Below are 14,125 nucleotides of genomic sequence, written 5' to 3'. Positions count from 1 at the left end.
TTTCCGGAAACCATATGACACGGCAAATTCTTCTTCTCCACTTAAACCGTAACCCTTTGCCGCATGAATTCCGGCTTCCTGCCGTTTACCCGCAGAAGTCTTGAGGCGGATAGCCCTGTGCCGTGTTTAGTGTTGTGAAAAACACCCGCGCTTTCTATAATAGCGACCACAACTATCAGCATGTCCAATCACATTACCACGCAAAAACTCTGCAACTGGTTCATTCAACGGGCGAATGAAAACGGAACTCCCCTGAATCCCGTCAAACTCAACCATCTGGTCATCCTCGCGGACTGGTGGCATCTGCACAGAAACGGAATCCGCCTTATCAACGAGACGGCCGAAGTATGGTCCCAGGGTCCCGTGCTTCCCTCCATCTACCACGAATACAAGGACCAGGCTCCCTGGTCCGCCATTGAATATCCCAGCCGGCGCCAGCCTCCGCTGGAACCGGAGACGGACGCCATTCCCTCCCTGGAGCAGATATGGAAACAGTACGGCAAATACACGGCACAGCAGCTGGCCCGCAGCAGCATGTCCTCCAATTCCCCCTGGCAGCTTGCCCAGGGACGCCACGGAACGCCGGAACGCCAGCAGATCACGGAAGAATGCGTGAAGGAATACTTCCGCGCCCTGGCAAACTGAACCGTTATGAAAAGGATGCCTGACCGCCATTCCCGTTTTTTTTGCATCCGGACGTACATTTGAATGAAAAAAAACTTGCAAAAAACGGCCGTTTCCGCTTAAATCCGCCCGCACCGCAAAGGTGCCCGTTACATAGCCCTATAGTGTAATCGGTAACACAGCGGATTCTGGTTCCGTATTTTGGGGTTCGAGTCCTCATAGGGCTACCAGTTTTAAACAAATATCCTGCTTCTAAAGAGGCAGGATATTTGTTTTTCACTGTATTGCATAAGAAGACTACCCCATGCCTTACTCCTGTACATCGGGATCGGTAAAATCCTCAACGGCTTCGGTTTGGATTGCACCGGCTTTTACCGTGTTGGATCCGTAACAGGCTGGATGATATCCGCTCAGGCAGCGCTGCATGATACAGGAAGCATCGACAGACTATGCACATGCCACCCAGGCCGCTTGTTTCAAATGGGTGCATGCCTCTCACTCGGGCAATCTTCCGGCAGGCATGATGATGAATACCTGTCACCATCGGTCACATTGCCCCTGGTCATCTGTATCTCCGAAACCGTCTCTACTCTGGCCGATGGACATCAGTATGGGGTCAGCCCAGCAGCATGCATGCGATTGACTGCTCCGGTATTTTTTCCGCTCCTGCCGCCAGCGGAATTTCCATTCTGCCATCGGCATTAATGGCTGCCTCACATGAATCTGAAATTTTTGTCTCTGTGTTTTCCGCCTCCTTGCAGCTAAATCTGCCGTCATTCTCCCTGAATGTTAAGCACGCCGTTGTCAAGAAGGGGAACTCTTCTGGTTCCACTTGGACAGTCTGGCTATCCCGCTGGAAGCATCCGGCCCCACTTCCAATTCAGCGGAAACGTTTTCCTCAACGCGAAAGGCGTTCATGCCCGTGTTTCGGCATATGCCACCCTCTTTGAATGTATATCTGGAAATAATCTGCGCTATAAACATTTATCCCGGAACAGGTAGTTCCCCGGCCACATTCAGGGCTCCACTCCAATTCAAGAAATCGGAAACACCGGGATTCCGATTCATGGACACGTCAGCCTGGATGTTCCGCTCTGGACCGTCAGATGACCGGAAAGAGACATATGGCCGTCTGCATCCATAAACGGCCCCTTGTTCCACCTTTCTTTCTCTTTTTCTGTAGCGTGGACCGTCATATCTCGGCATGCTCAGTAAAATGTCGTATTTTAATGGACTCTCCATCAATCGGTTCGTGATTGGCATTGCTTCGATGGAATCCAGCCCCTCTTTCCGGAAAAGATCATCCAGTCTGTTGCGTTGAAACCGTCCCGGACCGTGCCAGCCAACAAACCGGAGCATGGAATGAAAAATCAGACACGGTACTGAGGATTTGTCTTTTCACGAAAAGCTGCGTTCCTGACAAAAAACGGTATCTATGATTGAAACCAACATTTTTTGACGGACTTTTTCCCGGTGCGGCTTATACTGGAAACATGCAGCATCTTCTCTCTATACTGTCCGTAATTTTATTGTGCGCGGTCCTTCCGTCCGTGGCCGCGGATAAATACAGCATTATTCCGGAACCGGAGCGCACGGAACTGAAGACGCAGATCACCAAAACGCTCAAGCTTCTTTCCGACAAGGCCGAAGCTTCCCTGGGCAAGGACGCCTACCGGCTGTCCGTCACTCCTCAGGGCGCGCACCTGGCTTCCGGCGGACGTGAAGGCAGGCTGTACGGACAGGCCACCCTCCGCCAGCTCCAGGACCAGCTTGCCGCACAGCCGGAGGGCATCCCCTGCGGCGTCATCAAGGACAAGCCCCGCTACCCCTGGCGCGGGCTGATGGTGGACCCGGCGCGCCATTTCATCCCGCTGGCGGACCTGAAAAAATTCGCGGACCTGATGGCCTACTACAAATTCAGCAAACTGCATCTGCACCTGACGGACAACCAGGGCTGGCGGCTGCCCGTTCCCGGCTATCCCAGGCTGGAAAGCGTGGCCTCCAAAAGGGCGGAAACCTTTGGGGACGGAATCCCTCATGGAGGCATGTACACCCGGGAGGAACTGAAAGAACTGGTGGCCTACTGTGCGGAACGCGGCATTGAGGTGATTCCGGAAATCGACGTGCCGGGCCACAACGAAGCCCTGGCCGCGGCCTATCCCGAATTCTTCTGCTTCCCCAAACCGGACATGAAAGTCCGCACCGTGGCCGGAAACAGCAAGGAACTGGTCTGCCCGCAAAAGCCGGAAGTATGGAAATTCTACGCGGCCGTCTTCAAGGAATTGAAGGACATCTTTCCGTCAAAAATCGTCCATCTGGGCGGGGACGAAGCACCCACGGAACTTTGGGAAAAATGCCCCCTGTGCCGCCAGGCGCGCGCCAAGTCCGGCATGAGGGACGAGCAGGAACAGATGCGTGACTTCTTCGCCCGGATGACTTCTCTTCTCGCCAAAAACGGGCAAACGCCGCAATTCTGGTACGAAGGAAATGCCGGAATCTACCACCCGGGGGAAACAGTGTACGCCTGGCGTCAGGACCAGGCGCGCCAGTCCATCGACAAGACGAAAAAGGCCGGACTGAACCTGATCATGGCCTCCAACGAATACTGCTACCTGGACTTCCCCCAGATACAGGGACAATACAACTGGGGATGGATGCGGACGACCACGCTCCGGAAATGCTATGAACTGGACCCGGCCTTCGGAAAATCTCTGCAGGAAACCGGCCATATACGGGGAGTTCACGCCGCAGCGTGGGCGGAACACCTGCCGGACCTGAACCATCTGCTCTACCGCGTCTATCCGCGGGCCATGGCCATCGCGGAAGCGGGCTGGTCCCCGATGGACGTCCGCTCCTGGGACAACTTCCGGCGCAAGGTAGCGGATCACCGCGCTTTCGTCCTCAAACGCTTCAACTACGATCTGGAACGAACGAAGGAAAACGAACCTCCCTTCCGCTGGGAAAACAAAAAGTAATTCCGCTGTTTTTCCTTATCACGCACGATTCATCATGATAAAATAATTCCGGAAAACACTTCTCCTCATGTTCAACTTCCTTCGTATTCTGGCCTGTACTCTTCTCTCCTCCGCAGCCATGGCTCAAGCCGCGAACAAATACAGCATTATTCCGGAGCCGGAGCGCACGGAACTGAAACCGCAGACCACCAGGACGCTCAAGCTTCTTTCCGACAAGGCCGAAGCTTCCCTGGGCAAGGACGCCTACCGGCTGTCCGTCACTCCTCAGGGCGCGCACCTGGCTTCCGGCGGACGTGAAGGCAGGCTGTACGGACAGGCCACCCTCCGCCAGCTCCAGGACCAGCTTGCCGCACAGCCGGAGGGCATCCCCTGCGGCGTCATCAAGGACAAGCCCCGCTACCCCTGGCGCGGGCTGATGGTGGACCCGGCGCGCCATTTCATCCCGCTGGCGGACCTGAAAAAATTCGCGGACCTGATGGCCTACTACAAATTCAACAAGCTCCAGCTCCATCTGACGGACGACCAGGGCTGGCGGCTGCCCGTTCCCGGCTACCCCAGGCTGAAAAGCGTGGCCTCCAAGAGGGCTGAAAGCTTCGGCAACGGCATCCCTCACGAAGGCATGTACACCCGGGAGGAACTGAAAGAGCTGGTGGCCTACTGCGCGGAACGCGGCATTGAGGTGATTCCGGAAATAGATATGCCGGGCCATAACCAGGCCCTGGCCGCCGCCTACCCTGAATTCTTCTGCTTCCCGGACCACAACACGAAAGTCAGCACGACCGGCGGAGTGGGCTTGTACCTGGTCTGTCCGCAAAAGCCGGAAGTATGGAAATTCTACGCGGCCGTTTTTGATGTGCTCAAGGACATCTTTCCGTCAAAAATCGTCCATCTGGGCGGGGACGAGGCCCCTCTTGAAAAAACCTGGCAAAAATGTCCCCTCAGCGTCAAATACCGCCAGAAAAAGGGCATGAAGGACGTCCACGAGGAACTAAAGGAATTTGAAGGGAAAATGGCCTCCATGCTTGCCGCGCGCGGCAGGCGTCCCCAGCTCTGGTATGAAAAGCCGTGGGCGGAAGCCGGAATCTACCGCAAGGGGGACACCGTCTTCACCTGGCGCATGGGGCTGACTCCCTCCACCATCACGGAAACCAAAAAACAGGGGCTTCCCCTCATCATCGCCGCCGGGGAACACTGCTATCTGGACTACCCGCAAATCCCCGGCCAGGACAACCGCGGATGGATGCCCACCACCACGCTGGAACGAAGCTACAAGCTGGACCCCGCCTATGGCAGGCCGGAAAAGGCAACGGACCATATCATCGGCGTGCAGGCCACCATGTGGGCGGAGCATCTCCCCACTCTGAACCATCTCCTTTACCGCACCTACCCGCGGGCCATGGCCATCGCGGAAGCGGGCTGGTCCCCGATGGACGTCCGCTCCTGGGACAACTTCCGGCGCAAGGTGGCGGATCACCGCGCCTTCGTCCTCAAACGCTTCAACTACGATCTGGAACGAACGAAGGAAAACGAGCTTCCTTTCAAATAAACACTCCGTATCCCTTTCTCATGAGCAGCATCAAAATAGTACGCCCCCACCGCCCCTCCGTGGAAGAACTCGTCCAGGGGGTCATCTCCGGAAACAGAGCCCTCCTGGGCAGGGCCATCACCCTGATAGAAAGCAACGCCGCCAGGGACCAGGAAGCCTCCCGGGAACTTATCTCCAAGCTCCTTCCCCACTCCGGCAATGCCGTCCGGATCGGCATCACGGGCGTTCCGGGAGCGGGCAAATCCTCCTTCATCGAGGCCTTCGGCACCTACCTGTGTAGAAAAGGCTTCAAAGTGGCCGTCCTCGCCATCGACCCCTCCTCCTCCGTCTCCAGAGGTTCCATCATGGGGGACAAAACCCGTATGGAAGAGCTCTCCGGGGAGGAAAACGCTTTCATCCGCCCTTCCCCGTCCGGAGGCTCCCTGGGCGGCGTGGCCCGGAAAACGCGTGAAACCATGATCGCGTGCGAAGCCGCGGGCTTCGACGTCATCCTCATTGAAACCGTCGGCGTGGGCCAGTCGGAAACCACGGTGCGCTCCATGGTGGACATCTTCATGCTCCTGCTCATCACGGGGGCCGGGGACGACCTTCAGGGCATCAAGCGCGGCATCATGGAACTGGCGGACATCCTCGTGGTCACGAAAGACGACGGCGACAACCGCCAGCGCGCCGCCGCCCACTGCCAGGAACTGAAAATGGTGCTCCACTACCTGCAAAGCCCCACTCCCGGCTGGACGCCCTCCGTCCTCACCTGCTCCTCCCTGGAAGGGCGCGGGCTGGACACCATTGAAGAAACGCTCTTCCGCTTCCGGGACAGCATGAAGGAATCCGGCTTCTGGTACAACCGCAGGCGGAACCAGTCCCTCTCATGGGTGCAGGCACTGGTGCACGAGGCGCTCCTCACCTCCTTTGAGCAGCACCCTGCCGTGGCGGAACGCATGCCCATTCTGGAAAACATGGTGGCGGCGGACAAAATGGACCCCGTCTCCGCCGCCCATGACCTGCTGAGCCACTTCACCTATCCTCTGCCCGGACATTGAAGAAATCCGCCAGAACCCTGGCGTACACCTCCTTCTTGAAATCTGGCAGCCATTCCAGCCTGAACTCCTCCGGGGCTATCCATCTGAAGGCGCAAAACTCCCGGTAATCCAGCGTGGGTTCCGGAGCGTCCGCGTGCAGGCGGCACAGGAAATACTCCTGTTCCTGCCCCACGAAAGGCTGGTCCCTCTTCTTCCGGACGTAATCGAGCACCTCCGGCGGATAATCATAGCGATATCCGCCGCGGGACTCTTCAATGGAATACTGGGAAGGCAGAAAACCGACCTCCTCGCAAATCTCCCGGTGCACGGCCTCCAGGGCCGTCTCACCCGGATCAATTCCCCCCTGGGGAAACTGCCAGGCCCTGGGGTCCCTGGAACGCTCACAAATCAACAGCTTTCCGTCCTCCCGGATCATCAACCCCGCCACATTGGGACGATACAATCTTTCCATGTCTTTCTAACTAGCACAAATTTCCGGTCATTTCCAGTCATGTCTCTCACAAGCTTGTTGCAAACATATAAAAATAACTCGAATACAGACACTTTATCTTTCTTCCGAACGGCTCCGGATGTAAATCACAATGCATCAGGGAAATAAGAGGCATAAAAAACAACAACGCCTTTCTTGATAATGGAATTTCCTGCAAACCATCCAAAAAACTCTGGCAGTCAGATATTAACATACTGCCATCCTTCGAACACTGTTTTTTAACGGCAAGTCTATTTTTCTACAAGTAAAAATCGGCACACAGACTATTTTTACACTTCACGTCTAATTAATAAAATCTGATCATGAAAACTAGAATAAGTTATTTTTCTGCCCTGCTGCTGGCAATATCCTCACTGGCAAGCATAGACGCCAGCGGTGCGGAGCAGTCCAAAAAGGCGACGAGCCACACTATTGAATACAACAAGAACTTTCTCGGCGCTCATGGGCTGGATGAAAATGATCGACAAGACTTTCAGGCCTCCGAAAAGGGATTTATAGCAACACTTAAAAATCCAAACATTAAAAACAAGGAGGGACGCACGGTCTTTGACGTTTCTTCCTTTGATTTTACCAAGAACAAGCCGGCCCCCGATACTGTGAACCCGAGTTTATGGCGCGTCTCACAGCTTAATGCCAAAAGCGGTCTGTTCAAGGTTATGGACGGCATCTACCAGATTCGCGGCTTTGATCTTTCCAACATGACTATCATCGAAGGAAAGGAAGGCCTCATCATCATTGACCCCCTCATTTCAGCAGAAACGGCAAAAGCGGGCCTTGAGCTTTACTATCAGGAAGTGGAGCAACCGAAAACAGGGAAACGCCCGGTCAAGGCAGTGGTTTATACGCACTCCCATGTCGACCACTTTGGAGGAGTGAAAGGAGTAATATCCGAACAGGACGTCAAGTCCGGCAAAACGCAGGTACTGGCGCCGGAAGGATTCATGAAAGAAGCCGTCTCCGAAAATGTCTACGCAGGCAACGCCATGGGAAGGCGCTCCACGTACATGTATGCGGCGCCTTTTCACAAAGGTCCGGAGGGGACCGTAGGCTCCGGCCTGGGAACCGCCAGTTCCAGCGGAACCATTACGGTTATTCCACCTACTGATACCATAACCAAAACAGGAGAAACGCGAACGATCGACGGAGTGGAGATGGAATTCATGATGGCTCCCGGAACGGAAGCTCCTTCCGAAATGCTGATGTATTTCCCTCAATTCAAGGCACTTTGCAGTGCGGAAGATGCGACGCATACCATGCACAACCTTTACACTCTGAGGGGAGCCAAGGTACGGGACGCAAGCAATTGGTGGAAGGCTCTTGATGAAGCCATTCAGCGCTATGGCGACAAAACGGACGTTCTGTTTGCGCAACACCACTGGCCCAGATGGGGAAAAGAAAGCATCAACCAATTACTGGCCAAGGAGCGCAACGGTTACAAGTACATGCATGACCGGACGTTAAACCTGATCAACAAGGGATATACGCCTGTAGAAATTGCGGAAATGATCAAGCTTCCTGCGGAAATAGACAAGCAATGGTACTTCAGGGGCTATTACGGCACGCTGAATCACAACGCCAAGGCCATTTATCAACGGTATATGGGCTGGTATGACGGTAATCCGGCCAACCTGTATCCCCTCCCTCCTGTGGAAGCGGCCAAGCGCTATGTTGAACTGGCAGGCGGACCCGACAAGATGATCGACAATGCCCAAAAGGCCTTTGACCAAGGAGATTACCGCTGGACAGCCGAGGTTTTAAAGCACGTGGTTTTTGCTGATCCGCAAAACACCAAGGCAAGAAATCTGGCGGCGGACGCTCTGGAACAGCTCGGCTACCAGGCGGAATCCGGCCCGTGGCGCAATGAATTTCTCGTGGGCGCCTACGAACTGAGAAATGGACTGCTTAAAAACCCCCTGAACCTGGTATCCACGGACATTCTGTCCAACCTGACTCCGGAAATGTTGTTCGACTACATGGGAATCAGTTTGAACAGTGATAAATCCAAAGGAAAGAAGCTGTCCTTCAACTGGATAGATCAAAATGGAAAACCGCACGGCTTCTGGGTTGAGGACGAAGTATTGATGTACCGAGAAGGAAAACCGGTCCAGCATCCGGATGCAGTCATTACCGGAGACCAGCTCAATTTCGCCCTGGTTGCCATGCAGGCGATGCCCCTGAAGGAAGCTCTGAACAAAGGCACGATCAAGATCGAAGGCAATCCGGATAAATTCAAGGAACTGATCGGATACATGGACAAATTCAATGGGAACTTCCACATCATAGAACCCTGATCTTCCATGGTCTTTTTAATGAAACCGCTTTTCCCGGTATCTGGGAAAAGCGGTTTTTTGCGTATGTTCCAACACAGGGTAAAACAAGCTCTTCCGCGTCTTGGTATCAGCTTGTCATGATTACACAAATCCTCCCAGCCTTTCCATGTCCGCCGTCCTAGCACAGCCCCGGCATTTCCAGACATGTACCTGCAATAAATGTGCTGTTACAGGACATAAAACGTGAAAAGGATCTCCGGCCCTCCATAAATTCATGCCTTCAAATGGGAAAAATCCAGCCCGTCAAAAATTGTTCCGGATACAAGAACTGACAGAAAAACGCCGTGGGAATTTGAAGCAAGAAAAAGAACGGTAGAAAAAGGATTGCCGATGATGCCTCATCTCTTGGAGAAAAAAATCGGCCTCAACAAACTTCCGCCTTGTAACACAGCAACGGAGGATTCTGACAAATTGAGAGAGTGCAGAAGTTGAACATGAACAGTGCATGCAACCAATGGAACACGGGAAATGGACTGTGGAAGAAACAAGGAAGGGGAAAGACGGATGAAAGCAGCGGTAGAAAAAATCATGCCCACTTCTTGAATTGATCATATTTCAACCTTACATCCCGGGACAAAAATGAAACAACCGCCTTCTTCTCCCTTTTCCGCCAGTCGGTTCCTCAACAGGCGGCAGCATTCGCAACCAGGCAATCGGAAATCGGCAGACCGTCCAAAGGACAATCCATGCCCCCTGCACCGCAGGAGATGAAACAATGTGCCAGATTCCTTTTCCGATGCTGATGAAGAAAGCCTCCCTACCCCTTCACACTGTTCTTGGGCTTTAAAAATCGGCCGATCAGGTACTTCCTCACGGGTATATCATACCATCTCAAGCAGACATAAGCTAATACAATGCTCCCGACGACCACACCCAGCGCACCGGGAAACGACTCCCAAAAGGTAAGCTCTTCATTCTTGACCCAGGCATAATACAGGTAAATGAACGGATAATGCACCATGTACAGGGGATAGGAAATGTCTCCCAGGAAATTGCAGATCCGAGCCGTGTACTTGTCGGTCGTCTTGCCGGAAGCCCCAAGATAGACGAGAAGCGGGAAAAACAGGGCGAAGCAGACCGTATCATACAAACCGTTTATCCATAAATTCTCTGCCCCGCCCAGGCGCGGCACGGCCAGAAGAACGACGATGGACAGGCTGCATATCCAAAAAGCCCCCTTCACCCGGGCAGGTTTGAATATGCGGAAAAGGAGCAACCCTGCGGAAAAGGAAAACATCAGCCGCAGGAATCCAGCGGTAAACTCCGTCCCGGTCAGGGAAAATCCGGCACAAATATCACCGTACGGCCCCAGGATGGCAAATGCGGCCAGGCCGCAGCCGGCGGCAAAAACCAGCAAGGCAAGAGCCTTGGTAGAAAACTTGTGGATGAACAAGGCATAAAGAATGTTTCCGATATACTCGAAAAACAGGGACCAGCTGGGACCATTCAAGGGATACATCTCTCCCAGCCCCCGGACTTCCGTTCCCGGCGTGGCCGGAATCAACAATGCGTTGATGAACGTGGCGATAAACAGAGCCAGAACAGTCACCGTAGACACATCCCACACGGAGCAGCCTTGAAAATAAAACATGATCCCCCCGATGACGGCCCCCATCACCACCATCGGATGCAGGCGTATCACCCGGCGCTTGATGAACTCCTTAATCCCCATCTTCCCCCAGCGGTCGTCATAAGCATACCCGATCACGAACCCGGACAGGATAAAGAAAAAATCGACCGCCAGATAACCATGGTTGATATTCTGATCCAAATGGCTGGTCGCGTAAGCCTCAAAAATATGAAACCATACCACCATGATGGCGGCTACCCCACGCAGCCCGTCGAGAATATGATAATGCGGTTTTGTATTGGGAAGGGTAGCTGTAGAGAGTTGTGTTTCTAGCATAAATAAGTTCCGGAACGATATTTTTCCTTCTTAAAGGGAGGTGTTTATGAATGGTACCTGTTGCAATGGTGCGTAATATTTGGATAACAGTCACTCACTTAATTGACTTTTTTGAAAATATTTGAAAAAACATTAAAAACATGTCATTTACTTTTTCCTGTTACCATATGTACGCTGAACTTTTCAGATTCTTTCTCAGCTCATTGATAAATTCTTGCGAGAAATTCTGAAAGCATTCAAAATAGAATGAGTCGATTAGGGACAACTGGTCACGGAAAGATTGGAATGTGTATCTGAACCGTGATTGTCCAATGGCGCAACTGTGATTCCATCCAGATAAAAACCAATCCTTGAGCATTGCCCAAAGTCAAGTCATTATGTTACAGGAATCCCTGACTGTTGCCTACATAGAAACGAGCATTGGAATGAAGGATTGTAGAAGAGAAAGTACCGCTGCCATTGACTGAATCGTTTTTCAGCAATCGTTACTTTCCCCTTCACCGTTCCGTTATTGCTCAAAATGGATGAACCATTAACGAGCACATTTCCATGAATGATATTCCTGTGGTTCAGAGATGCGCCCGAATTAATGGTAACATCATTGTTGACTGTTCCCCTATTGTTGGGAAGTAATAACTATGCCACTGGAAGCATCTAAAGATTCTACGACCAGCTTGGAACCAGCTGTTCCAGGAACAATGCTTGGAGCAATTTTCAGAAGACCGCTCTGTACATTGACCTATTTAAATTCGTATTTGTCTCCAATCAAAGTAATGGCGGCATCACCAGTAATGTTCCGGCCGCCTGACCAACATGGATGTTGGCGCCATCATTTCATTTATTCAGATAATTCAGAAACCGAGCGCATCCGATCCCTCCATGGCGCATATTGGTAACCAAGGTTCCATTCTTTTTTATGGGACCTACATACTCTATTTCCTGTCATCCAGAGCACGGTAACCCCGTCAGGTCAAATGCACTCTCCCCCATTCACACTCTATTATATACTTTCATTTTGCTCCGGCCAATCTCTCTGGTTCATTCATTTCAAATCATTGATAAACAGCCTCCTTCTTCTGTAGCTGTCATTCAACTACCGTTGGCAGCGAAGAAAAACGACGTTACAAGATTATTCTACATAATTTCGTTATTTTTAATATGGCTATTCATATCTTCAGTTTATAATTATTTCAATTTGAAATCAGATTTTTCTTTTTAAATTTCCTTTAAAATTTTTCTTATTCTAAAACACTCGTAAACTATAATAAGATAAGCAAAAATCAATGTTATATATGATATCAAAACTCCATTAGAAAAGTTATTCCATACTATATTTATACCATGATAAAGTGTTGATAATAATCCAAATATTCCTGAAATCAGAAATAAATAAATTGTACTTTTGACAATTGAAATGGGAAGATTATAAAATGAGAAATAAGAGTATTTTTTGCTCCAAACAAGGCTTCTTAAAAATAAGATTACAAAAATACATCCACATGCCAATTCAAAATATTCATATCCAGTTAAAGGAGATTCAGGATACTTCATAACGCGGATGATTAATTTCTAAAAATGCAAGAAAAATATTATTAACTGATCTTAATATTGCATTCATTATTTAGACCATATTTTTATTAAAAGATTGGCTCAAGAGTACTTTAGCGTCATGCATGGAGATGTAATTTATTCTCTATGAGTGCGCAATAGATATATTTTTCGTTCCCATATTTCAGAGAAGAAGTTTAGAGAACTTATTCGTTTGTTTTCTCTTGATATTGAGGCCTCAAAAATATCAGTTTTCACAGGCATCAGTCGCAAAACAATCAATAAAATACTTCATGCCATCAGAGTAAGACTTGCCGAGCTATGTGAAGAGCAAGCCATTTTCTCGCAAGGAGTCTTTGAATGTGATGAGAGCTATTTTGGAGCCAGGCGCATTAGAGGTAAAAGAGGTCGGGGAGCAGCCGGTAAAATCATTGTTTTTGGCATCTATGAAAGATACACGGGAAGATCGCGCCCAACGTAAAAAGTCAGACACTAATTGAGATTATACGGAAGAAGATTCCCTTGAACTCGACAATCTATACCGATGGATTCCGTAGTTATTTGCCTCTTGCTCGATATGGATACCTCAAGCATGAAAGTATTGATCATGGCAAAAACGAATGGGCTCGGAATCAAATCCATGTGAATGGTATTGAAGGTTTTTGGGGCGTGTCAAAGACAAGGATGAGCAAGTTTAGAGGGCTCAGAGTATCTTTATTTTCTCTTCATCTCAAAGAATCTGAATACAGATTTAATCATCGACATGAAAATCTCTACCAACTCATTTTAACGAACCTTCGGAAAACTCCGCTAAAGTACTCTTGAACCAAAAGATTTGTTAGAAATTTCTTCAGTTTGATCTATAACAAACGGAATTTTCAAAGTAGCTGTAATCTTAACATAACTGTGTGCCTCTAAAATTAAAGATACTACATTCAATGAGTAAGTGCAACACGGAAGTGAACGGCAAGAGCTTCGAGAGGTGATCTAAAGCCGAGGCATTTTCTCGGTCTGGAATTAAAGATGTGGCAAATGGTGTTCAATTTGTTCTGTGAGATCAAGGCAAAGTCGATTTTCTTGGGAAGAAATCTTCTGACAAGCCTAATACATTGTTCAATACTGCCCTTGTCGCAACTCTTGTAAGGTCTTGCCAAAAAGGAGCGGGTTGCCAGTATTTCCTTAGTTTGCCGATGTTTTGTGTTTTCCTTGCCATTGTCGTAAGTGATTGTTTTGAGTAGGTTGGAATCTTGTAATGGAGACCATGATTTGATGAGAACCCGACTCATTTCGTCAGCCCCACAACGTTTCATTTTGGAGAGGCGCAGGAAGCGTGTTTTGCTGTCAATGCTGGCGCAGATGCAGTACGGAGATTCTCTGGATACAATAGTGTCAACCTCTAAATGGCCAAAATCCGCTCTGTCGCTTGCCTCTTGATCTCTATTGCAAATGGGGATTCTCCCCTGTATTTGGGGGCTTTTGTTACGGCAAGAGCTTCGTTTTTTCCTTTTCCTTCCTCCTCGGGCAAGCCAGTCAATCTCAAGTCGGGTCTTTCTGCGTAAATCCATTGGTAGATGGCTTCATGGCTGATCACGGAGTTGCCTCGTTTCATACAGAGCCTTCCTGATATGATTTGCGGGCTCCATCTCTGTTTGAGCCTCGATTCGAC

General features: G+C 50.4%; 7 protein-coding genes, 1 tRNA gene and 1 pseudogene. 7 read left to right on the top strand and 2 right to left on the bottom strand.

Annotated elements, in window-relative coordinates:
• The first annotated feature begins 180 nt into the window (after positions 1-180).
• From V3C19_RS06190 to meaB, 5 genes are all read left to right on the top strand, one after another.
• Complete coding sequence (locus V3C19_RS06190; protein WP_295932813.1) at positions 181-645, top strand: type II toxin-antitoxin system antitoxin SocA domain-containing protein; 465 nt, start codon at positions 181-183, stop codon at positions 643-645.
• A gap of 134 nt (positions 646-779) precedes the next feature.
• A tRNA-Gln gene (locus V3C19_RS06185) sits at positions 780-854 on the top strand.
• Between the two features lie 1,320 nt (positions 855-2,174).
• Entirely contained in the window at positions 2,175-3,599 is a 1,425-nt protein-coding gene (locus V3C19_RS06180) for a beta-N-acetylhexosaminidase (protein ID WP_302389042.1), read from the top strand.
• A 67-nt stretch (positions 3,600-3,666) separates the two neighbouring features.
• Positions 3,667-5,145, top strand: coding sequence for a beta-N-acetylhexosaminidase (locus V3C19_RS06175; protein WP_302389040.1), 1,479 nt, complete (start codon positions 3,667-3,669; stop codon positions 5,143-5,145).
• Positions 5,146-5,165: 20 nt separating this feature from the next.
• The gene (meaB, locus tag V3C19_RS06170) at positions 5,166-6,185 is read left to right on the top strand and encodes a methylmalonyl Co-A mutase-associated GTPase MeaB (protein ID WP_067571891.1); all 1,020 of its coding nucleotides are present in this window, start codon (positions 5,166-5,168) and stop codon (positions 6,183-6,185) included.
• Here the strand turns inward: meaB and V3C19_RS06165 are convergent.
• Positions 6,160-6,636 carry an NUDIX domain-containing protein gene (locus V3C19_RS06165; protein WP_295932879.1) on the bottom strand — a complete coding sequence of 159 codons (477 nt, stop codon included), beginning with the start codon at positions 6,634-6,636 and terminating at the stop codon, positions 6,160-6,162. The genes meaB and V3C19_RS06165 overlap by 26 nt on opposite strands.
• A gap of 341 nt (positions 6,637-6,977) precedes the next feature.
• Between V3C19_RS06165 and V3C19_RS06160 the strand changes: the two genes are divergently transcribed.
• Positions 6,978-8,966, top strand: a complete 1,989-nt coding sequence (locus V3C19_RS06160) for an alkyl sulfatase dimerization domain-containing protein (RefSeq protein ID WP_295932882.1) — start codon at positions 6,978-6,980, stop codon at positions 8,964-8,966.
• Between the two features lie 796 nt (positions 8,967-9,762).
• Here the strand turns inward: V3C19_RS06160 and V3C19_RS06155 are convergent.
• A complete protein-coding gene (locus tag V3C19_RS06155; RefSeq protein ID WP_295932885.1) occupies positions 9,763-10,911 on the bottom strand; it encodes an acyltransferase in 1,149 nt (382 codons plus the stop codon).
• A gap of 1,699 nt (positions 10,912-12,610) precedes the next feature.
• Between V3C19_RS06155 and V3C19_RS06150 the strand changes: the two are divergent.
• Positions 12,611-13,284 (top strand): annotated as a pseudogene (locus V3C19_RS06150) (IS1595 family transposase).
• The last annotated feature ends 841 nt before the right edge of the window (positions 13,285-14,125 follow it).

The sequence above is a fragment of the Akkermansia sp. AE01SA01 genome, assembly GCF_036417395.1.
Taxonomy (GTDB): Bacteria; Verrucomicrobiota; Verrucomicrobiia; order Verrucomicrobiales; family Akkermansiaceae; genus Akkermansia.
Note: the sequence above shows the minus strand (reverse complement) of the source record. Positions and strands in the feature narration are given on the sequence as shown.